We start from the raw sequence: 21,776 nt of genomic DNA on the forward strand, positions 1-21,776 counted from the left end.
ACCACCACAACCGCAAGCCCCCGATCCGCGGAGTACGCGGACCGACTGGAAAGGGATATACCAAGTGAGCAACATCGTTCTTGCGCAGGCGGCCGAATCCGCGGTGAACCTCAACCCGGGCCTCGCTGCCATCGGTTACGGCCTCGGCGCCATCGGCCCCGGTATCGGTGTGGGTCTGATCTGGGCCGCGGTCATCAACGGCACCGCCCGGCAGCCGGAGGCGCAGGGCAAGCTGATGGGTATCGCGTGGACCACGTTCGTGCTTACCGAGGTGCTCGCGCTGCTGGGTCTGGTCATCTACTTCATCGCCTCCGCTGCCTGAGTTAACCGCTCAACGCTGAAGGAGTCGTTGTGAAAACGCAGATCCTGCTCGCCGCGGAGGACACACCGAACCCGGTGCTGCCCGACTGGGGCGAGGTCATCCTCGGCCTGGTCGCCTTCCTGATCCTGCTGTGGCTGCTGAAGAAGTACGCGGTGCCGCGGTTCGAGAAGCTCTACGAGGAGCGGACCGCCAAGATCGAGGGCGGCATCGAGAAGGCCGAGAAGGCACAGGCCGAGGCCGAAGAGGCGTACGCCAAGTACAAGGCGCAGCTCGCCGACGCCTACACCGAGGCGGCCAAGATCCGCGATGACGCACGGCTCGAAGCCGAGCGGATCAAGGAGGAGCTGCGCGCCGAGGCGCAGGACGAGGCCGCGCGCATCATCGCGCAGGGCCACGCCGCGCTGCAGGCGCAGAAGGCGCAGATCGTCGCCGAGCTGCGCAACGAGCTGGGCCGCAACTCGGTCGAGCTGGCCAGCCGGATCGTCGGGGAGTCCCTGGAGGACGAGACCCGCCGCCGTGGCACGGTCGACCGTTTCCTCGCCGAGCTCGGGACCGGTAACGGAGCAGGGAAGTAGAAGGCCGGATGACAACCGCGACGACACTGCACGCCGCCAGCCGCGAGGCGCTCGCCACCGCCGAGTCCACGCTCGACGAGGTGCTCGGCGGGGCCGGGGCCGACCCGGCCGCGATCGGCACCGAGCTGCTGTCCGTGGTCACCCTGCTGAGCGGGGAGATCGGGCTGCGCCGGGCGCTGGGCGACGGGTCGAGCGACCCGGACGCTCGTGAACGCCTGGTCACCTCGCTGTTCGACGGCAAGGTGTCGGCATCCGCGCTTCGGGTGCTCAAGCGCGCGGTCGCCCTGCGCTGGTCCAGCCCGCGCGAGCTCGTGGACGGGCTCGAGGCGCTGGGCCGGTCGGCACTGTTGACCAGTGCGGAAAAGGCCGGGAACCTGGACATGGTAGAGGACGAATTGTTCCGGATCGCCCGTATCGTGGTGGGGGAGCCGGAGCTGGACCAGGCGCTGTCGGATCAGGCGGCGCCCGCCGAAGCCAAGCGAAAGCTGGTGCGGAACCTGTTCGCGGGCAAGGTCGGCGACGTGACGCTGGCCCTCGTCGAGCAGGTGGTCACCCGGCAGGTCGGCCGTGGCGTCGGCTTCGGGCTCGACCGGCTGGTCAAGCTGACGGCGGAGCGTCGTCAGCGCTCCGTGGCCTACGTGACCAGCGCGAACGCGCTGTCGCAGCCGCAGCAGGAGCAGCTGGCCGAGAAGTTGCACGGCATCTACGGCAGGCCGATCGCGCTGCACGTGGAGATCGACCCCCGCCTCGGCGGCGGGCTGGTCGTCCGTGTCGGTGACGAGGTCATCGACGGCAGTGCCGCCGGCCGGATCGCGGCGCTGCGCAGGCAGCTGGCGTGAACCACAAGACTTTGAACACTGGCAAGAACGAAGCGAGAGCGGGAACGACATGGCGGAGCTGACGATCTCCTCGGACGAGATCCGTAGCGCGATCGAGAACTACGTCTCGAGTTACTCACCCGACGTGAGCCGGGAAGAGGTCGGCACCGTCGTGGACACCGGTGACGGCGTCGCCCACGTGGAGGGCCTGCCCTCCACGATGGCGAACGAGCTGCTGGAGTTCCCCGGCGGCATCCTCGGCGTCGCGCAGAACCTGGAGCCGCGCCAGATCGGCGTCGTGATCCTGGGTAACTACGAGAAGATCGAAGAGGGCCAGGAGGTCAAGCGGACCGGGCAGATCCTGTCCATCCCGGTCGGCGAGAAGTTCCTCGGCCGGGTCATCGACCCCCTCGGCACCCCGATCGACGGCCTCGGTGACATCGAGTCGGACGAGCGCCGGGCGCTGGAGCTGCAGGCCGCTTCGGTGGTCGAGCGGCAGCCGGTGTCCGAGCCGCTGCAGACCGGGATCACCGCCATCGACGCGATGACGCCGATCGGCCGCGGCCAGCGCCAGCTGATCATCGGTGACCGCAAGACCGGCAAGACCGCGGTCTGCGTCGACACGATCATCAACCAGAAGGCCAACTGGGAGAGCGGCGACCCGGCCAAGCAGGTCCGCTGCATCTACGTCGCGGTCGGCCAGAAGGGCTCCACGATCGCCGGTGTGCGCAAGTCGCTGGAGGACGCGGGCGCGCTGGAGTACACCACGATCGTCGCGGCACCGGCTTCGGACTCCGCCGGCTTCAAGTGGCTGGCCCCGTACACCGGTTCGGCGCTCGGCCAGCACTGGATGTACCAGGGCAAGCACGTCCTGATCGTGTTCGACGACCTGTCGAAGCAGGCCGACGCCTACCGCGCGATCTCGCTGCTGCTGCGCCGCCCGCCGGGCCGCGAAGCCTTCCCCGGCGACGTCTTCTACTTGCACTCCCGGCTCCTCGAGCGGTGCGCGAAGCTGTCGGACGAGCTGGGCGCCGGCTCCCTGACCGGTCTCCCGGTCATCGAGACCAAGGCCAACGACATCTCGGCCTACATCCCCACCAACGTCATCTCCATCACCGACGGGCAGTGCTTCTTCCAGTCGGACCTGTTCAACTCGGGGCAGCGCCCGGCGGTCGACGTGACCACCTCGGTGTCCCGTGTCGGTGGTGACGCGCAGATCAAGGCGATGAAGAAGGTCTCGGGTTCGCTGCGGATCGACCTGTCGCAGTACCAGGAGCTGCAGGCCTTCGCGGCCTTCGCCTCCGACCTCGACCCGACCTCGCGCGCCCAGCTGGACCGCGGTGTCCGCCTGTACGAGGTGCTCAAGCAGCCGCAGTACTCGCCGGTCCCGGTCGAGCAGCAGGTCGTCACCGTGTACCTCGGCACCAACGGGCACTTCGACGACGTGCCGGTGGAGGACGTGGCCCGGTTCAACCACGAGCTGCTGGAGAACCTGCGCCACAAGCACGACGACATCCTCGCCGAGATCCGCGACAAGGGGCAGTGGGGCGACGAGCTCGCCGAGCGGGTCGTCTCGGCCACGAACGAGTTCAAGCGGGGCTTCACCACCTCCGGCGGTCAGACCCTGACCAACGAGGCCGAAGCCGAGGCGATGGACGCCGACAAGGTCGGGCAGGAGACCGTGAAGGTCAACAAGCCCGCCCCGAAGAACTGACCGGATAACCATGGCGCAGCTTCGCGAGCTCCGGGCCAAGATCCGGGCGACGAAATCGATCGGAAAGATCACCAAGGCGATGGAGCTCATCGCCACCTCGCGCATCGGCCGCGCGCAGGCGCGGGTCGAGGCATCCCGGCCGTACTCGGGGGAGATCACCAAGGTGCTCTCCGCGCTGGCGGGCGCGGCGGCGAGCCTGGACGACCCGTTCCTCGTCGAGCGGGAAAACCCGAAGCGCGCGGCGGTGCTGGTGGTCACCAGTGACAAGGGCCTGTGCGGTGGTTACAACACCAACGTGCTGCGGGCCACCGAGGAACTGCTCTCCCTGCTCCGCGAGCAGGGCAAGCAGCCCTTGGTCTACGTCATCGGCGGCAAGGGCGTGAACTACTACCGGTTCCGCGGCCGCGAGATCGTGGACAGCTGGACGGGCTTCTCCGACCAGCCGCACTACGAGAACGCGGCCACGGCCGGGGACACGCTGACCAAGGCGTTCCTCGCCGGGCAGGACGACACGGCCGAAGGGCCTGGCGCGGACGGGATCGAGGGCGTGGACGAGGTGCACATCGTGTACACCGAGTTCAAGTCCATGCTCACGCAGACCCCGGCCGCCAAGCGGATCGCTCCGCTCGAGGTCGAGTACAGCGAGGAGGGTGCGGAGCCCAAGCCGGGCGACATCACCCCCGCCTACGAGTTCGAGCCCAGCGCGGACCGGCTGCTGACGGCCCTGCTGCCGAAGTACATCAACACGCGGATCTTCTCGGCGCTGCTGGAATCGGCCGCGTCCGAGCTGGCCGCCCGGCGGACGGCCATGAAAGCGGCCTCGGACAACGCCAACGATCTGGTCAACACCTACACCCGCCTGGCCAACCAGGCGCGGCAGGCCCAGATCACGCAGGAGATCAGCGAAATCGTCGGTGGGGCCGATGCGCTCGCCGCTGTAGGAAGTGATGAGTAGATGACCACCACTGAAACGCAGACCAAGGGGCGGATCGTCTCCGTAACCGGTCCCGTCGTCGACGTCGAGTTCCCGCGTGGCGCGGTGCCCGACCTCTACAACGCGCTCAAGGTCGACATCGAGTTCGCCGAGCTGCGCAAGACCGTGACGCTGGAGGTCGCCCAGCACCTCGGCGACAACCTGGTCCGCACGATCTCCCTCGCCCCGCAGGACGGTCTCGTCCGCGGCGCCGAGGTGCGCGACACCGGCGCGCCGATCTCGGTCCCGGTGGGCGACAAGGTCAAGGGGCACGTCTACAACGCGCTCGGCGACTGCCTCGACGAGCCCGGCTACGGCAAGGACCTCGAGCACTGGGGCATCCACCGCAAGCCCCCGGCCTTCGACCAGCTCGAGGGCAAGACCGAGGTGCTGGAGACCGGTCTCAAGGTCATCGACCTGCTGACCCCGTACGTGCAGGGTGGCAAGATCGGCCTGTTCGGCGGTGCCGGCGTCGGCAAGACGGTGCTGATCAAGGAGATGATCACCCGTGTCGCCAAGAACTTCGGTGGCACCTCGGTGTTCGCCGGTGTCGGCGAGCGCACCCGTGAGGGCACGGACCTGTTCCTGGAAATGAGCGAGGACGGCGTCATCAACGACACCGCGCTCGTGTTCGGCCAGATGGACGAGCCGCCGGGCACCCGTATGCGGGTCGCGCTGTCCGCGCTGACGATGGCGGAGTACTTCCGCGACGTGCAGAACCAGGACGTGCTGCTGTTCATCGACAACATCTTCCGGTTCACCCAGGCCGGTTCCGAGGTCTCGACCCTGCTGGGCCGGATGCCTTCGGCCGTGGGTTACCAGCCGACGCTGGCCGACGAGATGGGTGAGCTGCAGGAGCGGATCACCTCGACCAAGGGCCGTTCGATCACCTCGATGCAGGCGATCTACGTGCCGGCGGACGACTACACCGACCCGGCCCCGGCCACCACGTTCGCCCACCTGGACGCCACCACGGAGCTTTCCCGGTCGGTGTTCCAGAAGGGCATCTTCCCCGCGGTGGACCCGCTCGCGTCCACCTCGACGATCCTCGACCCGGCGGTCGTCGGCGAGGAGCACTACCGCGTGGCCTCGGAGGTCATCCGGATCCTGCAGAAGTACAAGGAGCTGCAGGACATCATCGCGATCCTCGGCATGGACGAGCTGTCCGAAGAGGACAAGCTGACGGTGCAGCGGGCCCGCCGTATCGAGCGTTTCCTCTCGCAGAACATGCTGGTGGCCGAGCAGTTCACCGGCCAGCCGGGGTCGACGGTGCCGGTCTCGGAGACGGTCGACGCGTTCGACAAGATCGCCAAGGGCGAGTTCGACCACTACCCGGAGCAGGCGTTCCTGGGTATCGGTGGTCTGGACGACCTCGAGAAGAAGTACAACGAGATCACCAAGAAGTGACGTTGGCGAGGACGGCGGGACGGGTGTCCACTGTGGACTTCCGCCCGCCGTTTTCGGTAACTGGAGTACGGGCCATACCAATCCGATCGAAAAGAAGGCCAAGCCCGCTCAACCGGCGGCCGACCTGCGTTCGGTTGAAAGCCGTGACTGTCGATCGGATTGGTATCGACGACGCAGTAGACTCGGGAGACGCCCCGAGGTGATGGGAGAGCTACGTGGCTGAGATTTCCGTCGAGCTTGTCGCCGTGGAGCGCCGCCTCTGGTCCGGTCAGGCCACGTTCGTGGTCGCCCAGACCACCGAGGGCGAGATCGGCATCATGCCCGGTCACGAGCCTGTGCTGGGGCAGCTGGTCGAGGGCGGCATCGTCAAGGTGATCACCACCGACGGCGACGCGTTCTGCGCGGCCGTACACGGCGGGTTCCTCTCCGTGACGAACGAGCGGGTCAGCGTGCTCGCCGAGTCCGCGGAGCTGGCCGACGAGATCGACGTCGAAGAGGCGAAGGCCGCGCTCGGCGGCGAGGACGAGGCCGAACGGGCGAGAGCAGCCGCTCGCCTGCGGGCGGCCGGTCAGTCGGTCTGACCGGGCGACGAGCAGGGAGCCGGCCGTGGAGATCGCCGTGGTTGTCCTGGTTCTCCTGCTCGTGCTCGCGGTCATCGCGGTCTGGTACGGCCTGCGCTGGGTGCGGATGCGCCGCAACGGCGGTGTGAGCGTCGCGTTGCGCTGGAAGCCGGACAACACGCGAGCGGGCTGGCATCTGGGCATCGGGCGGTACGAGGGCGAGGTGTTCGCCTGGTACCGCGTGTGGAGCCTCGGGATCGGCCCGGATCGCGTCTTCGAGCGGGAAAGCCTGATGATCGCCGACCGGCGTGACCCCGCGGGCACGGAGGCGTACGCGGTGCCCGCGGACGCGACCGTGCTGAGATGTGAGTCCGAAGGCCGGGAGCCGATCGAGATAGCGATGGGGCCTGGTGCTTTGACGGGCTTCCTGTCCTGGCTGGAGTCGGCGCCACCGGGACGCCGGCTGCCACGCGCCAGCTGAGTACTTGCCAGGGGACCTCGGGATCGAGGTCCCCTTCGTCGTCTCTAGGCCTCGGGGCCGCCGGGTTGCCAGAGCACGTCGCCGTCCGGGTTGGCCAGGCGCGCGAGGATGAACAGCAGGTCCGAGAGCCGGTTCAGGTACTTCACCGCGAGCGCGTTGGTGCGCTCGGCGTCGGCCTCCACCAGCGCCCAGCCGCTGCGCTCGGCGCGGCGGGAGACCGTGCGGGCCTGGTGCAGGAACGCCGCGCCCGGGGTACCGCCGGGCAGGATGAAGCTCGTCAGCTTGGGCAGGCGCTCGTTGAACTGGTCGCACCAGCCTTCGAGGCGCTCGATGTAGGCCTCGGTGATGCGCAGCGGGGGATAGGGCGGGTCCGGCACGACAGGCGCGCACAGGTCCGCTCCGACGTCGAAGAGGTCGTTCTGGACGCGGCGCAGTACGGCGCCGATCTCCTCGTCCAGCCCGCCGACCGCGAGCGCCAGCCCGATGACCGAGTTCGCCTCGTCCACGTCGGCGTACGCGCCGAGTCTCGGGTCGGTTTTCGGCACCCTGGAGCCATCGCCGAGTGCTGTGGTGCCGGTGTCGCCGACCTTGGTGTAGACGCGGTTGATCCTTACGGCCATTGGTTGATACTAGGACTGCTCGAACTGCCGCATGGCGTCCGGAGCGTCGAAACACACCGCGGGATCGAAGCGGGCACGTAGTTCCCGCACCAGATCGCGGCCGCCGCGCCAGTCGCCGGGGCGCACGGTGATGAGCCCGCCGTGCCTGCCGAACAGGTGCAGGATCGGCAGCCGCCCGTCCGTGTGCTCGATCCCGACGCCAGCCGCGTCGTCGTAGCGCACGACCGCGACCGGGACGGTGCTGTTGCCGTAGAACGCCGAAACGCCTTCGTCACCGACGACGATCCGGAACCCGCGCGGCACGGTCGAACCGATGAGCGCCCGCTTCAGCTCGCGCCCGGACGTCGGGGGCAGGGGGCTGCCGGGCAGTTCCGGCAGGTCCTCCGGTACGTGGCCGAGCGGCGCGCACAGTACGAGTTTCCCGGCCAATTCCCTTGCCGCGGCGGCAACTTCACTCGCGTCGAGCCCGTCGAGGATCTGGTTCTGGTGCTTGGCGGCGGAAGTCCAGCCGGTGAGCGCGCTGAGTGCTTCGTCGAACGCGCAGTACTGGGCGAATTCGCCTTCGCCCAGCTGCACGGCCAGTCCTTCGCGATCGGCAGCCAGTTCCTGTGGTGTGGGGCCGTTTTCGCCGAGCCCGTGGAGTTCGGCCCGGATCGCTTCGACGACCTTGCCCGCGTGCTTGTCGGGTACGTCGGCGCCGAAACCCAGCACTGTCCGGTGTTCGTCGATGCGCTGCTGGTCGAAACCGATCTCGCAGTCGAGTCCGTCCAGCTGCCGCAAGCGATCGGTCAAGCGGGAGATGAGAACGCCGACCGCGCAAGCCATTTCGGCCGTCCAGCCGACGAGCGCGCACGCGACCACGCCGTTCGGGATCACCGTCTGCGCCGGGGTGGGCAGCTCGAACGGGCCGAACGACGGGGGTTGCCGCGGGGGTCCCTCGGGCAGCGGCAGCCAGAGGTCGGCGGGCGGTGGCCCGGAAAGCACCAGCGCCGCGTTGCCTCGGTGGAACCAGCGCGCGCCCCAGGCGCGGATCTGTTCGGCGGTCGCGCGGACGGGCGCCACCTGCACGTTCCCGGCGAGGCCGAAGGACTGGTTGCCGAACCAGATCGACGAGGGCAGCCAGGTGGTCACGCCGAGGCCGTCGCTCGCGCGTTCTTCGGCGACGAGCGCCCCGCGTTCGGTCACGAGCGGGCCGGTGTCGAGCTGCGACAGGGAGGTGCAGATGCGGCGCAGGTGATCGGAAACGGTCGCGGCGCCACTGGTCACTTCGAAACTGGTGTGCAGCATTTCGGTGGCGGAACCGTTGTCGTAACGGCTGGTGCGCAGCGGATGCATCGCGAGATGCTCGACGAGGTGCGTGACACCGGTTTCGAGGAATGTCTCGTGTGCCGTGCCGACACCGAAGATCAGGCTCGCGGAAAGCCTGCCCGGCTGGGTGTTCCAGAACGCCGGAATCCCATCGACCTCCGTGCGGTGCACGGCCGGTAGCTGAGGTACCGACGAACGGGCCACGATTTCGCTCAATGCTCCCCCAAGAGGGTTATCCGGCAGGCAGGTATCGCTCCGAGAGCGCGTAGTGTTTCACACTTTCGCCGGATTGGGCCCGCCCTTCCTTATCGCCTGCCCCACCGATCGGGCAGGCACCCCGGAAGGCATGATGGCGGCCATGAGCGAGCACTTCGACGTGCATGGTGGCGCCCGGCTGACCGGTGAGGTCGAGGTCGTCGGCGCCAAGAACAGCGTCCTCAAGCTGATGGCGGCGGCGCTGCTCGCCGAGGGCACGACGACCGTCACCAACTGCCCGCAGATCCTCGATGTCCCGCTGATGGCCGACGTGCTGCGCAGTGTCGGCTGCGAGGTGGACCTGAAGGACGACACCGTCCACATCACCACTCCGTCCGAGCTGTCGCACCGCGCGGACTCACCCGCGATGGGCAAGCTGCGGGCGTCGGTGTGCGTGCTCGGCCCGCTCGTCGGCAGGCTGAAGCGCGCCGTGGTGGCGCTGCCCGGTGGCGACGCGATCGGTTCGCGGCCGCTGGACATGCACCAGAACGGCCTGCGCGCGCTCGGCGCGACGAGCACCATCGAGCACGGCTGCGTGGTGGCCAAGGCGGACGAGCTCGTCGGCGCGCAGATCTGGCTGGACTTCCCGAGCGTCGGCGCGACGGAGAACATCCTGATGGCCGCCGTGCTCGCCGACGGCACCACGGTGATCGACAACGCCGCGCGCGAGCCCGAGATCGCCGACATCTGCACGATGCTCATCGAAATGGGCGCGAAGATCGAGGGCGCCGGCACGTCGACGCTGACCGTGCACGGCGTGGAATCCTTGCACCCCACCGAACATCGCGTGATCGGCGACCGGATCGTCGGTGCCACGTGGGCGTTCGCGGCGGCGATGACCCGCGGCGACGTCACGGTGAACGGGGTCAACCCGCATCACCTCGATCTGGTGCTGGACAAGCTCCGGCTGGCCGGTGCCGAGGTGACTTCCTTGGACGACAAGGGTTTCCGGGTCGTGCAGGAGGACCGGCCGAAGGCGGTGGACTTCGTGACGCTGCCGTACCCCGGGTTCGCCACGGATCTGCAGCCGTTCGCCGTGGCGCTGTCCTCGGTGTCCGAGGGCACGTCGATGATCACCGAAAACGTCTACGAGGCGCGGTTCCGGTTCATCGAAGAGATGGTCCGCCTCGGCGCCGACGCGCGCACGGACGGGCATCACGCGGTGGTGCGCGGAGTGCCTACGCTGTCGAGCGCGCCGGTGTGGGCGTCGGACATCCGGGCGGGCGCGGGGCTCGTGCTGGCGGGGTTGTGCGCGGACGGGGTCACCGAGATCTGGGACGTCTTCCACATCGACCGCGGTTATCCGCATTTCGTGGAGAACCTGAACCGGCTCGGCGCGCGGATCGAGCGCGTGACGGGGGAGCCGGAGCGCGCCTGACCGCGGCGGACCGCCACCCCTTTCACCTCCGGGACCCAGGCCAGGGAAGGTATGCTCTGGGAACGATCTCGAGGTTTGGGGTTCTGATGACGGTGCTGCCCGACTGGATGGTCCTCCCACCCGAAGGGCTGTCCGCAGCCGAGTACGAGGTGTTGCCGGAGGAACTGTGCCGGAACATCGAGATCGTTGATGGAGCGATTGTCGTGAACCCGGCGCCTCGCCGTCCGCACCAGAAACTAATCCGGCGGTTTTCGTACGTTCTGGAGCAGGCCTGCGAGCCTGATGTCGCGGTCGAGTTCGATGTCGATCTCCGGCTCCGTGATGTCCCGCTCCTGAACCGCCGCCCGGATCTCGTGGTCTACGACGCCTCGCTCGACGCCGACGAAATCCTCCGCCCCGACCACTGCCTGCTCGTCGTGGAGGTGATGTCGCCGGGTTCGGTGACAGCGGACCAGATCGACAAGCCCGCCGAGTACGCCCGCGCCGGGATCAAGCACTTCTGGCGGCTGGAGAACGCGGACGACACGACGGCCGGGCTGACGATGTTCCGCTACCGCCTCGACCCGACCACCGGGACGTATTCCTCGGCCGGCGTGCACACCGCCGAGATGACGGTGACCGATCCCTTCGCGCTGTCGGTCGACTTCGCCGGGCTGCTCTAACCCTCCGTCGCCAGTGCGATCCCGAAGCCGATCAGCGCGCCGCCGGTGACGCCGTCCAGCGTGCGGCGCACCTTCCGGCGCTGTAGCCAGCCCCGCACCCGGTGCGCCAGGAACAACAGCACGAGCAGCCAGGCCGCGCCCAGCACGCCGACGGTGTACGCGAGCAGCAGCGCGTCCCACGTGTTCGTCTGCCCCGGCACGAGGAACAGCGGCAGCACGGACAGGAACAGCGCGATCACCTTCGGGTTGGTGACGTTCGAGAGGAAGCCTTCACGCCAGCGCCGGAAGCTGCTCGCCCGGGAGCCTTTCGTGTCGAGCGCGTCGTAGTCACCCCGCATCGCGCTGCGCAACGCCTGCACGCCGAGGTAGCACAGGTACACGACGCCGGCCCAGCGCAGCGTCAGGAACACCGGCTGGGACTTCGTGATGAGCGCGCCGAGCCCGAGCGCCACCGCCGTGCCCTGCAGCATGTTCCCGACGAAGATGCCGGAGATCGCCATCAGCCCGCCGCGGAACCCGCCGGAAAGCGTGTTCTTCAGGGTGACCGCGGTGTCGGGCCCGGGTGCCAGCACGACCAGCACGACAAAAACCAGGTAGGTGCCGTAAGAACTCCAAGTCACGCCTGTCGAGCGTACCGGTGGAGCTCGCCGGAGTCGTGTGATTTCTCCGCTGCTGCGGACCAAGTTACCGGCAAGTACGCTAAGGGCTCGATACACATGGAGGTGCACCGTGCCCTACCCCACGGATCGCGAGCGGGACCGCCCCTGGGTCATGCGCACCTACGCCGGGCATTCCTCCGCCGCGGCGTCGAACGAGCTCTACCGCCGCAACCTCGCGAAGGGGCAGACCGGCCTGTCGGTCGCCTTCGACCTGCCGACCCAGACCGGCTACGACGCCGACCACCCGCTGGCCAAGGGCGAGGTGGGCAAGGTGGGCGTGCCGATCGCGCACATCGGCGACATGCGCCGTCTCTTCGACGGCATCCCGCTGGCCGAGGCCAACACCTCGATGACGATCAACGCGCCCGCCATGTGGTTGCTGGCGCTGTACGTCACCGTCGCCGAGGAGCAGGCGCGCGAGCAGGGCCGCGACGTGGACGAGGTGCTCGCGAAGCTCACCGGCACCACGCAGAACGACATCATCAAGGAGTACCTCTCCCGCGGGACGTACATCTTCCCGCCGGCGCCGAGCCTCCGGCTGATCACCGACGTGATCGCCTGGACGGTGCACCACGTGCCGAAGTGGAACCCGATCAACATCTGCAGCTACCACCTGCAGGAGGCGGGCGCGACGCCGACGCAGGAGGTCGCGTACGCGTTGTCCACGGCCATCGCGGTGCTGGACGCCATCCGCGACTCGGGCCAGATCGAGCTGGCCGACATGGGCAAGGTCGTCGGCCGGATCTCGTTCTTCGTCAACGCCGGGGTGCGGTTCGTCGAAGAGCTGTGCAAAATGCGCGCGTTCACGAAGCTGTGGGACGAGATCACGCGCGAGCGTTACGGCGTGGAGAACCCGAAGGCGCGCCGGCTGCGTTACGGGGTTCAGGTCAACTCACTCGGCCTGACGGAGGCGCAGCCAGAGAACAATGTCCAACGCATCGTGCTGGAAATGCTCGCCGTCTCGCTTTCGCGGGACGCGCGCGCCCGCGCGATCCAGTTGCCGGCGTGGAACGAAGCCCTTGGCCTGCCGCGGCCGTGGGATCAGCAGTGGGCGTTGCGGATGCAGCAGGTGCTGGCGTTCGAGACCGATCTGCTGGAGTACGAGGACATCTTCGCGGGCTCGCACGTGATCGAGTCCAAAGTGGACGAAATCGCCGAAGGGGCGCGCGAGGAGATCGCGCGGGTGCAGGAGCTGGGTGGCGCGGTGGCCGCGGTGGAAAGCGGTTACATGAAGTCACAGCTGGTCTCCTCGCTCGCGGAATACCGGCGCGGGGTGGAGTCCGGCGAGCGGGTCATCGTCGGGGTCAACAAGTTCGAGACCACCGAGCCCAGCCCGCTGCAGGCCGAAGGCGCCAAGGCGATCGAGACGGTCGACGCGGCGGTGGAGAAGGAAGCCGTTGCGGCGCTTGAAGAGTGGCGGCAGCAGCGCGACAACGCGGCCGTGGAGGCGTCGCTGGCCGAGCTGCGCGAGGTCGCCAAGACCACGGAAAACCTGTTCGAGGCAACGCTGAAATGCGCCCGCGCGGGCGTCACCACGGGGGAGTGGTCGCAGGCGTTGCGGGACACCTTCGGCGAGTACCGGGCGCCCACCGGTGTTTCGGCCGCCTCGATGGGCGGCGAGGCCGCGGAGCTTTCCCGGGTCCGCGACCGGGTGCGCGCGGCCGGTCAGGAGCTCGGCGAGCGGTTGCGCATCCTGGTCGGGAAACCGGGCCTTGACGGGCATTCCAACGGTGCCGAACAGGTGGCGGTGCGGGCCCGCGACGTCGGGTTCGAGGTGGTCTACCAGGGCATCCGGCTGACCCCGGACCAGATCGCGGCGGCCGCGGTGCAGGAGGGCGTGCACGTGGTCGGGCTGTCCGTGCTGTCCGGCTCGCATCTGGAAGTGGTGCCGGAGGTGGTGGACAGGCTGCGCGCGGCGGGCGCCGGGGACATCCCGGTGATCGTCGGCGGGATCATCCCGCCCGACGACGCCAAGGTGCTGACGGATCGTGGCGTCGCGCGGGTCTTCACGCCAAAAGATTACGAACTGACCGAGATCATGGATGAAATTGTCACGGTCATCCGGGAAACCCAGGGGCTGGCCCAGGAATGATTACTTTTAGTGCGAACAAGCCCTACGCGCTGTCGATCTCTTTCCGGTAACGCCTTTTGACCCGTCCGGGTGGCGGCGCCTACGTTCGGTAAGCAAACCGAGCGGAACGGGGTGCTGCAATGGCACAGGGTCAGTGGTCGCGGCGGGATTTCTTCAGGCGTTCGGCGGCGGTGGGGGCGATCGCGATCGGCGGGCCCACGCTGCTGGCGGCGTGTCAGAGCACCAGTAGCGGTGACACGCTCACGGCGGCCAAGAACGCCAAGACGATCAAGATCGGAATCGCGAACGAGGCGCCTTACGGGTTCGCGGATTCTTCCGGGAACACCACCGGTGAAGCGCCCGAAGTGGCGCGCGCGGTGTTCAAGGCGCTGGGCATCGACGGCGTGCAGGCCAGTGTCGTGCCGTTCGACCAGCTCATCCCGGCGCTCAACGCCAAGCAGTTCGACGTGGTCGCCGCGGGCATGAACATCACCGCGACGCGCTGCAAGGCCGCGCTGTTCTCCGACCCGGACTACTCGGCGCTCACGGCTTTGCTGGTGCCGAAGGGAAATCCGCAGGGCGCCAAGAACTTCCAGGACGTGGCGTCGAAGAAGCTCAAGGTCGCGGTGCTCTCCGCCGCGGTGGAGAAGGGCTACGCGACCGGCGCCGGGGTCGCCGAGGACCAGATCGAAACCCTCGACACCCAGGACAACATGCTGCGCGCGGTCACCACCGGCCGGGTCTACTGCGCCGCGCTGACCGACATTTCGCTGAAGTACCTGGCGCAGCAGAACGCGGACGCAGGCGTCGAGGTGACCCCGGGCTTCACCCCGACCGAGAACGGCCAGCCGGTGGTCTCGGCGGGCGGGTTCGTCTTCCGCAAGGACGACACCTCGCTGCGGGACGCCTTCAACCAGCAGCTGAAAACCTTGCACGGCAACGGGCAATGGTTGCAGATCGTGCAGAAGTTCGGGTTCGGTGAGAGCAACCTGCCTGCCGCGGACGTGACCACCGACAAGTTGTGTGCCGCCTGATCGGGGCGACATGTCGGACGCTCATTCCACGATCCTTTCGTCCATCCTCAGTGGACTGGGCGCGACGATCTCGGCGACGCTCGGCGGGATCCTGCTGACCATCGTGCTGTCGTTCGTGGCGGGGCTGGCGATGCTCTCCCATTCGCGGACGGTGCGGTTCGTCAGCCGGGTCTACGTCGAGGGTTTCCGGGGTACCTCCGAAGTGGTGCAGCTGTTCTGGCTCTACTTCGTGCTTCCCGCGCTGGTGGGGCTGAAGCTCATCCCGCTGTTCGCCGGGATTCTGGTGCTGGGCCTCAACCACGGGGCGTACGGCGCCGAGGTGGTGCGCGGCGCGGTGCAGTCCGTGCCGCGCGCGCAGCGGGAGGGCGCGCTCGCGCTCTCGCTTTCCCCGGCGCAGCGGATGTTCCGGGTGCTGCTGCCGCAGGCGCTGGTCGAGATGTACCCGCCGTTCAACAACCTGTTCATCCAGCTGCTGAAGAGCACGGCGCTGCTGTACTTCATCTCCGCCGGTGAGATCACCGAGAAGGGCGAGCTGCTGCGGCCGGTGTTCGGCAGCGACCTGGTGTTCATCTACGGCGTGGAGCTCGTCTGCTACCTGGTGCTCGCGGTGATCATCACGGTGGTCATGCGCACGCTCGAACGCCTCGCCGCCCGGCGGCTCGGCCGCGCTCCCGCGCCGCGGCGCAAGTGGCGCACCCGGATGCCACGGACGTCGGAGGTGTCGTGATGGATTGGGACTGGCAGAACGCCGCCGACTCGATTCCCTTGCTGCTGGAGGGTTTGCTCGTCACGGTGGAGCTGACCGTGCTGGGTTCGGTGGTGGCGTACGTGCTGGGCCTGGTGCTCGCGCTGCTGCGCCGCTCGCGGATCCCGGTGCTCTCGCAGGTGGTGTACCTGTTCATCGAACTGGTGCGCAGCACCCCGCTGCTGATCCAGGTCTTCGTGATCTTCTACCTGCTCTGGCCCGCGCTCGGGATCCAGCCCTCGGCGTTCCTCACCGGCGTGATCGCGCTCGGCATCCATTACGCCACTTACACTTCCGAGGTGTACCGGGCCGGGATCGATGCCGTCCCGAAAGGACAGTGGGAGGCCGCGACGGCCCTGAGCCTGCCGCGCACGCGGGTGTGGACCGGGATCATCCTGCCGCAGGCGGTGCCCAGGGTGCTGCCCGCGCTGGGCAACTACATGATCTCCATGTTCAAGGAAACCCCGCTGCTGCTGGCGATCGGTGTGCTGGACGTGCTCAACCGCGCCAAGGAGCAGGGCGCCGAGACGTTCCGGGTGATCGAGCCGTACACCCTGGCCGGCATCATGTTCCTGCTGATCAGTTATCCCGCGTCGATTCTCGTGAGAAGGTTGGAACGCCGTGTCGGAACGCTCTGAGATGATCGCCTTCGACGGCGTCGTGAAGAAGTTCGGCGACCATGTGGTGCTGCGCGAGCTGGATCTGACGGTGGCTCCCGGCGAGTTCGTCACGCTGATCGGGCCGAGCGGTTCGGGCAAGACGACGATCCTGCGGCTGCTGATGACGCTGGAACGCGTGGACGGCGGCCGCATCTACGTCGACGGGGAATGCCTGACGCATACGGAAAAGGGTGTCGCGGACGAGAAGCACCTGCGGAAGATGCGCAAGCGGATCGGCATGGTCTTCCAGCAGTTCAACCTGTTCCCCAACATGAACGTGCTGCAGAACGTGACGGAGGCGCCGATCCGCGCGCTCGGACTGTCCAAAGGGGAGGCCGAGGCGCGCGCGGTGGACCTGCTGGACATGGTGGGGTTGAGCGACAAGACGAAGGCGCACCCCAGCCAGCTCTCCGGCGGGCAGCAGCAGCGGGTGGCGATCGCGCGGGCGCTGGCGATGCGGCCGGAGGTGCTGCTGCTGGACGAGGTGACCTCCGCGCTCGACCCGGAGCTGGTGGCCGGGGTGCTCCGGGTGCTGAAGGAGATCGCCTCCACCACGGACATCACTTTCCTGTGCGTGACGCACGAAATGCAGTTCGCGCGTGACGTCTCGGACCGGGTGATGATGTTCGACCAGGGGCAGATCGTCGAGCAGGCGCCGCCGGAAAAGCTGTTCACCGACCCGGACCACGAGCGCACCCGGTCGTTCCTGCACGCCGTGCTGGACAGGGCGTAGGCCGTACCGGCTCCGTACCGGCGGTGCCGAACAGGAAGTCCGTGCCGCCGCGCGTATCGGCCTGAGGAGAGCGGGTTCGCGTAACGTCACCGCGCTGTGGACATGGCTGTGGACAAGAATGTCGTCACCTTCCAGGTGAACGGCAGCGACGACGATCTGCTTCGCGCCGAAACGCTTCCCGGTGCCGACGACGCCGTCCGGCAGGCGTGGCGGCTGGCTCAGGAAGGGCGGGAGATCCAGGCCTCCGACATCACCAGGGTGCACAGCACCTGGCAGCCCTCGCGGATGGACCGGGTCTTCCTGGCCGGGATGTTCCCGCACGCCGAGCACACCCATCAGTTCACGCGGCCCGAGGGTACTGCCCGGGACGAAGCCTTCGATTCCGCGCGCGACGTGTTGCAGCGCAGCGCGGACACAGCCGTCGAGGCCGAGCAAGACGGGGAATGGCTGCCGATTCTCCACACCTACGACGGCCCGTTGAAGCTCTACGCCTCCCTGCCGCTGGTGTCGGGCCGGCTGTACCTGGGGTTCGCCAAGACGACCGTCGGTGCCGGCGGCCGGGTCGGCATGTCCCACTTGCTGCGCGCCAGGTTCGAGCAGATGAGCGAGGACGAACTCCTGGAGCTGGTCGGCGAAGCCTGCGACAACCTCAAGCGCGGGCTCGTCTTCAAGGTGCATCCCGATGAGAAGAAGGGAAACCTCGTCGCGCTGGAGCGCGGCGACGGCAACCTGTGCGCCGGGTCCGCGATCATGCTGGACGACTTCTACGAGAACACCGCCGCGCGCGTCGGCTCGGAAAAGGTGATCGTGGGGCTGATCAGCCCGGACCACATTTACGTGGCCGGTGCCGATTCCGGCTGGGTGGGCGAAATCGAGGACTGGGTGCGCACTTCGCCCGACACCAGCGGCGACCTGGTTCCCACCGTGCTGCTCATCGAGGGGCCGCAGAGCATGAAAATCCTCGCCGAGCGGCCTACCGGGCGTGCGCCCCATCACTAGTGTCTCGTGATCTTGTGGTCTTGACGCGCGGGTGTGTTTGCCCGCCAGGGCGCCGAGTTGGCCCCTGGCGTCGCCGAGTTGGCTCGGGGCGTGGCCGAGTTGGCCGACCGCTGCCGCCGTGGGCAAACTCAGCGACCGGACCGGCAAAATCAGTGACGCAGCGGGCAAACTCACCGACCGCAGGGGCAAACACGGCAACGTAAACCGGACAGGGTCACGAAACACTAGCGAGCTGTTGGCGGAAACCGACGAATTCGGAATTCGGTTGCGGAATTTCCGACCTGGAATGCGCTGTTCCTGATCCACTGTTCGTCGCTTAGGCTGTCCCCCCGGATTGGGAGGATGATGAGCCACACCGATCTCGACGATGCCGACACCGTGGAACCGGGATCGGTGAGCCCCGTTTTCGACGACCCTTCGGGACGGCGCCGGAAACTGTTCCGGCGGTTCGCCATCGGCGTCTGCGCAGTGGTCGGTGTGTACGTCGTCGCGCTCGTGGCCGCTTTGTTCGGCGCGCCCATTCCGTCGTCGGCGCTGTTGCCGTTGCCCGCCGTCCGCGCGCCGGAAGCACCACCAAAGGCCTCGTCGACGGCTGCCGCCCCGACGACCAGGAGTGCGTCCACTTCAGCCGTGACAACGGAAAGGGCAACGCCCGCGCCACACGATGAATCCAGTGTCGTCGTGACCCCGGCACCGGCCGCGGCGAGTGCCCCCGCCGGCACCGCGAGTTCCGAGAGCCGCAACACGCACGCGCCGGCGGTGCCACCGGGCAAGGCGTCCACGGGGCGTCATCCCTGATGAAGCACCGCAAAGTCGCCCCGCCCAAGGCGCATTGGCTGCTGTTGTGTTCGATCCTCGCTTTCGCGGCGTTCCTGCTCGCACTGAACGCCGTTTTCCTCGGGGAATTCAACGGGGACGAGACGGCCGCGCCGGGAACCGCCACGGATGTGCCCACCACGGTGCGCGCCGGCGGTTCGCTGGTCGACGCGCACGGCGCTGAGCCCGTCTCGTCGCGGCCCGGGGAAAGGACGATCGCGCTCACCTTCGACGACGGCCCCGACCCGGAATGGACGCCCGCGGTGCTGGCCGTGCTCGCGCGGTATCAGGTGCACGCCACGTTCTTCGAGACCGGGGCGCGGGCCGCGCAACACCCCGAGCTTGTGCGGCAGGTGCTCGCGGCAGGGCACGAGATCGGCAACCACACCGCGAGTCACACCGACCTGCGGGACGCGAGCGCGTTGCGGCAGAACCTCGAGCTGCAGGCCACCGACCTCGCGCTCGCCGACGCGGCCGGGGTGGTCCCGTCACTGGTCCGGCCGCCCTACGCGGCGACACCGTCGAGCGTCGACGACGCCGAGTGGCAGGCGATCCGGCGCATCGGCGCCGAGGGCAAGATCGTCGTGCTGTCCGATCTCGACTCCGGGGACTGGCGGCAGCCGGGTGCGGACCGGATCGTCGCGAACGCGACGCCCAGGGACAACCGGGGCGCGGTGGTGCTTTTCCACGATGCGGGCGGGGATCGTTCGCAGACCGTCGCCGCGCTGGAACGGCTGATTCCCCAGCTTCGGGCCGAGGGCTGGACGTTCGACACGGTGAGCCGGTCGGCTGGGATGACCTCCGCGGACACCCCGGCGGATCTGCGGGCGAAGCTCGCCGGCCTGCTCTTCGTGTTCGCCGTCCACCTGGGCGGTTTCGCCGAGGACCTGCTGACCGTGCTGATGATCGCGGCCGGCGTGCTGGCGTTCGCGCGGGCGTTCCTGGTGCTCGTCGCGAGTTTGGTGCACCTGCGCCGGGCGCCGCGCGAGCGCGGGCCGGGACGTGCTCCGGTGACCGTGATCGTGCCCGCGTACAACGAGGAGGCCGGGATCGAGGCGACCATCCGGTCGGTGCTGGCGTCGACGCACCAGGTCGAGGTGATCGTCGTCGACGACGGTTCGACGGATGGCACGGCCGGCGTCGTGTCCGGGCTCGGGTCCGCGCAGGTCCGCCTGATCCGGCAACGCAACGCGGGCAAGGCGGCCGCGCTGAACACCGGGCTCGCCGCGGCCCGCACCGAGCTGGTCGTGCTCGTCGACGGGGACACGGTGCTGGACGAACGGGCGGTGCGCACGCTGATCAGGCCCTTCGTGGACGAGCGCGTGGGTGCGGTGTCCGGCAACGCCAAGGTCGCCAACCGCGGTGGATTGCTGGGCCTGTGGCAGCACATCGAGTACGTGATCGGCTTCAACCTGGACCGCCGCATGTACGACGTGTTCGAGTGCATGCCGACGGTGCCCGGCGCGGTCGGCGCGTTCCGCCGGTCGGCGGTGCTGCGGTGCGGTGGTGTCCCGGTGGACACCCTCGCCGAGGACACCGACCTGACGATGGCGCTGCAACGCGACGGGTGGCGTGTGCTGTACCAGCCGCGGGCGATCGCGTGGACCGAGGCGCCTGCCACGCTCGGGCAGTTGTGGCACCAGCGGTACCGCTGGTGCTACGGGACCTTGCAGGCGGCGTGGAAGCACCGCCGGTCGGTGCTGGAACCGGGGCAGGGCGGGCGACTCGGCCGCCGAGGGCTCCCATACCTGTTGTTGTTCCAGGTGTTCCTGCCGGTGCTGGCGCCGTTCGTGGACCTGGCGGTGCTGTTCGGGTTGCTCACCGGGCAGTCCGCGATGCTGCTCGGCTACTGGGTGGTTTTCCAGCTGCTGCAGCTCATTCCGGGGTTCGTCGCGTTCCGGCTGGACCGGGAGCCGGTGCTGCCGCTGCTGGCGTTGCCGCTGCAGCAGTTCGTCTACCGGCAGCTGATGTACCTCGTCGTGCTGCAATCCGTCGTCACGGCGGTGGCAGGCGTACGGCTGCCGTGGCAGAAACTTCATCGCCGGGGGATCGGTGAACTACGCGCGCCAACGGGTTCCGAGGCGGTCACGGAGCCGATCGAGCTGCCGCATCCGGCCGATGTGCGGCCGATCGTCCGTGGCGGCTCACGGCGTCGCTAGCGCGCCACGGCTTCGACGCTGAAACGGACCAAGCGGCCGTGCTCCGTCCATTCGAGCGCGGCCTTTCCTGACACGTGCAGGGCGTCGCCGGTCTCGAAATCGAGGAACAGCAAGGCGGTCGTCGGGTCGACGGCGATGTTGCCGAGGCTGTTGAACATGTTGTTGCCGGGATAGTCGCCCCACCACAGCGTGTGCTCGTCCTCGACGTACACGAACCCGGCCGGGCCGCCGCGGTGGGACGCGTCGTTCCCCTGTTCGGGGTGGGTGGTGCCGAGGATGAAGGTGTCCGCCCGGCGGATCAGCGCGACGTCTTGTTCGCCGAGCGCGGTTCCGCGGGAGGTTTCCTTGGCAGGCAATGGTTGTGGAGTGTGCTCGTGGATGTACTGCGGGCAGTTTCCGTAGGCCTGCTCGGCTTCGACGGTCAGGTCGGCGCCGACGGCGGTGAGCGTCCCGTTGACGCGGACCCGACGTCGCTTGGCGAACTCGATCACGAGCAGCCCCACGGGTTGGCCGGGAGCGATCTCCTCCAACGGCGCTGGGGGTGACGCGTGAATCCGCAGCGTCCGCTCGCCGACCGGTTCGAGAAATCCGGGCGGGCCACTCAGCGAGGTGACCCACAGCCGTCCCTCGCGATCGCGTGCGGTGATCGCCGCGAAGGTGCGCCCGCCGAGGAAACGCCCGATGCCGCCGCTCAGGTCGGCCGGCGCGAGCATGCGCGAAAGGCGCCCGGCCTCGGTCCGGACCCTTGCGCGCTGCTGTACGGCCAGCTCGCCTTCGTGGAACCCCATGCTTGAACTGTGCCTCGCCCTGTCCGCCGAGTCAAATGGT

The 21,776-nt window shown here is 68.3% G+C and carries 22 protein-coding genes; 17 read left to right on the top strand and 5 right to left on the bottom strand.

Annotated elements, in window-relative coordinates:
- Window positions 1-64 precede the first annotated feature (64 nt).
- From FPZ12_RS12485 to FPZ12_RS12520, 8 genes are all read left to right on the top strand, one after another.
- Window positions 65-322, top strand: a complete 258-nt coding sequence (locus FPZ12_RS12485; protein ID WP_144747278.1) for an ATP synthase subunit c family protein — start codon at window positions 65-67, stop codon at window positions 320-322.
- A gap of 29 nt (window positions 323-351) precedes the next feature.
- Window positions 352-897, top strand: coding sequence for a F0F1 ATP synthase subunit B (locus FPZ12_RS12490; RefSeq protein WP_144747276.1), 546 nt, complete (start codon window positions 352-354; stop codon window positions 895-897).
- A gap of 8 nt (window positions 898-905) precedes the next feature.
- Window positions 906-1,736 (top strand): F0F1 ATP synthase subunit delta, encoded by an 831-nt coding sequence (locus FPZ12_RS12495; RefSeq protein ID WP_144747275.1) that lies wholly within the window; start codon window positions 906-908, stop codon window positions 1,734-1,736.
- Window positions 1,737-1,785: 49 nt separating this feature from the next.
- On the top strand, window positions 1,786-3,429 hold the full coding sequence (atpA, locus tag FPZ12_RS12500; protein WP_144747273.1) for a F0F1 ATP synthase subunit alpha: 1,644 nt from the start codon (window positions 1,786-1,788) through the stop codon (window positions 3,427-3,429).
- Window positions 3,430-3,439: 10 nt separating this feature from the next.
- Entirely contained in the window at window positions 3,440-4,384 is a 945-nt protein-coding gene (locus tag FPZ12_RS12505; protein WP_144747272.1) for a F0F1 ATP synthase subunit gamma, read from the top strand.
- Window positions 4,385-5,809 carry a F0F1 ATP synthase subunit beta gene (atpD, locus tag FPZ12_RS12510; RefSeq protein ID WP_144747270.1) on the top strand — a complete coding sequence of 475 codons (1,425 nt, stop codon included), beginning with the start codon at window positions 4,385-4,387 and terminating at the stop codon, window positions 5,807-5,809.
- 215 nt (window positions 5,810-6,024) lie between these two features.
- Window positions 6,025-6,390 carry a F0F1 ATP synthase subunit epsilon gene (locus tag FPZ12_RS12515; RefSeq protein WP_144747268.1) on the top strand — a complete coding sequence of 122 codons (366 nt, stop codon included), beginning with the start codon at window positions 6,025-6,027 and terminating at the stop codon, window positions 6,388-6,390.
- A 25-nt stretch (window positions 6,391-6,415) separates the two neighbouring features.
- Complete coding sequence (locus tag FPZ12_RS12520) at window positions 6,416-6,850, top strand: DUF2550 domain-containing protein (RefSeq protein ID WP_144747267.1); 435 nt, start codon at window positions 6,416-6,418, stop codon at window positions 6,848-6,850.
- A gap of 44 nt (window positions 6,851-6,894) precedes the next feature.
- On the opposite strand, the gene FPZ12_RS12525 is transcribed toward FPZ12_RS12520, so the two are convergent.
- The gene (locus FPZ12_RS12525; RefSeq protein ID WP_144747266.1) at window positions 6,895-7,470 is read right to left on the bottom strand and encodes a cob(I)yrinic acid a,c-diamide adenosyltransferase; all 576 of its coding nucleotides are present in this window, start codon (window positions 7,468-7,470) and stop codon (window positions 6,895-6,897) included.
- A gap of 9 nt (window positions 7,471-7,479) precedes the next feature.
- Window positions 7,480-8,994 (bottom strand): insulinase family protein, encoded by a 1,515-nt coding sequence (locus FPZ12_RS12530; protein WP_243769811.1) that lies wholly within the window; start codon window positions 8,992-8,994, stop codon window positions 7,480-7,482.
- 142 nt (window positions 8,995-9,136) lie between these two features.
- Between FPZ12_RS12530 and murA the strand changes: the two genes are divergently transcribed.
- Window positions 9,137-10,411: a UDP-N-acetylglucosamine 1-carboxyvinyltransferase gene (gene murA, locus FPZ12_RS12535; RefSeq protein ID WP_144747265.1), complete on the top strand. Its 1,275-nt coding sequence runs from the start codon at window positions 9,137-9,139 to the stop codon at window positions 10,409-10,411.
- Between the two features lie 86 nt (window positions 10,412-10,497).
- Window positions 10,498-11,073 (top strand): Uma2 family endonuclease, encoded by a 576-nt coding sequence (locus FPZ12_RS12540; protein WP_144747264.1) that lies wholly within the window; start codon window positions 10,498-10,500, stop codon window positions 11,071-11,073.
- Here the strand turns inward: FPZ12_RS12540 and FPZ12_RS12545 are convergent.
- Window positions 11,070-11,693, bottom strand: coding sequence for a LysE family translocator (locus tag FPZ12_RS12545; RefSeq protein ID WP_144747263.1), 624 nt, complete (start codon window positions 11,691-11,693; stop codon window positions 11,070-11,072). The genes FPZ12_RS12540 and FPZ12_RS12545 overlap by 4 nt on opposite strands.
- 109 nt (window positions 11,694-11,802) lie before the next feature.
- Here FPZ12_RS12545 and FPZ12_RS12550 point away from each other — a divergent pair, with 109 nt between their 5' ends.
- The 6 genes from FPZ12_RS12550 (at window position 11,803) to FPZ12_RS12575 (ending at window position 17,973) form a co-directional block, all read left to right on the top strand.
- Window positions 11,803-13,824: a protein meaA gene (locus tag FPZ12_RS12550; protein ID WP_144747262.1), complete on the top strand. Its 2,022-nt coding sequence runs from the start codon at window positions 11,803-11,805 to the stop codon at window positions 13,822-13,824.
- Between the two features lie 119 nt (window positions 13,825-13,943).
- The gene (gene ehuB / locus FPZ12_RS12555) at window positions 13,944-14,837 is read left to right on the top strand and encodes an ectoine/hydroxyectoine ABC transporter substrate-binding protein EhuB (protein ID WP_144747261.1); all 894 of its coding nucleotides are present in this window, start codon (window positions 13,944-13,946) and stop codon (window positions 14,835-14,837) included.
- A gap of 10 nt (window positions 14,838-14,847) precedes the next feature.
- Window positions 14,848-15,564 carry an ectoine/hydroxyectoine ABC transporter permease subunit EhuC gene (ehuC, locus tag FPZ12_RS12560; RefSeq protein ID WP_144747260.1) on the top strand — a complete coding sequence of 239 codons (717 nt, stop codon included), beginning with the start codon at window positions 14,848-14,850 and terminating at the stop codon, window positions 15,562-15,564.
- Window positions 15,564-16,220 carry an ectoine/hydroxyectoine ABC transporter permease subunit EhuD gene (ehuD, locus tag FPZ12_RS12565; RefSeq protein ID WP_144747259.1) on the top strand — a complete coding sequence of 219 codons (657 nt, stop codon included), beginning with the start codon at window positions 15,564-15,566 and terminating at the stop codon, window positions 16,218-16,220. Before ehuC ends, ehuD begins: the two co-directional genes overlap by 1 nt.
- 1 nt (window position 16,221) lies before the next feature.
- Window positions 16,222-16,974, top strand: a complete 753-nt coding sequence (gene ehuA, locus FPZ12_RS12570) for an ectoine/hydroxyectoine ABC transporter ATP-binding protein EhuA (RefSeq protein ID WP_144747303.1) — start codon at window positions 16,222-16,224, stop codon at window positions 16,972-16,974.
- A 102-nt stretch (window positions 16,975-17,076) separates the two neighbouring features.
- Window positions 17,077-17,973 carry a hypothetical protein gene (locus tag FPZ12_RS12575; RefSeq protein WP_144747258.1) on the top strand — a complete coding sequence of 299 codons (897 nt, stop codon included), beginning with the start codon at window positions 17,077-17,079 and terminating at the stop codon, window positions 17,971-17,973.
- A gap of 224 nt (window positions 17,974-18,197) precedes the next feature.
- On the opposite strand, the gene FPZ12_RS12580 is transcribed toward FPZ12_RS12575, so the two are convergent.
- Entirely contained in the window at window positions 18,198-18,755 is a 558-nt protein-coding gene (locus FPZ12_RS12580; protein ID WP_144747257.1) for a hypothetical protein, read from the bottom strand.
- 15 nt (window positions 18,756-18,770) lie between these two features.
- Between FPZ12_RS12580 and FPZ12_RS12585 the strand changes: the two genes are divergently transcribed.
- Window positions 18,771-20,948, top strand: a complete 2,178-nt coding sequence (locus tag FPZ12_RS12585) for a bifunctional polysaccharide deacetylase/glycosyltransferase family 2 protein (RefSeq protein ID WP_243769812.1) — start codon at window positions 18,771-18,773, stop codon at window positions 20,946-20,948.
- Here FPZ12_RS12585 and FPZ12_RS12590 read toward each other — a convergent pair.
- Window positions 20,945-21,736 carry a pyridoxamine 5'-phosphate oxidase family protein gene (locus FPZ12_RS12590; protein ID WP_144747255.1) on the bottom strand — a complete coding sequence of 264 codons (792 nt, stop codon included), beginning with the start codon at window positions 21,734-21,736 and terminating at the stop codon, window positions 20,945-20,947. The two genes, FPZ12_RS12585 and FPZ12_RS12590, sit on opposite strands and share 4 nt — an antisense overlap.
- Between the last annotated feature and the right edge of the window lie 40 nt (window positions 21,737-21,776).

Origin of the sequence: Amycolatopsis acidicola (assembly GCF_007713735.2) — a bacterium.
GTDB lineage: Bacteria > Actinomycetota > Actinomycetes > Mycobacteriales > Pseudonocardiaceae > Amycolatopsis_E > Amycolatopsis_E acidicola.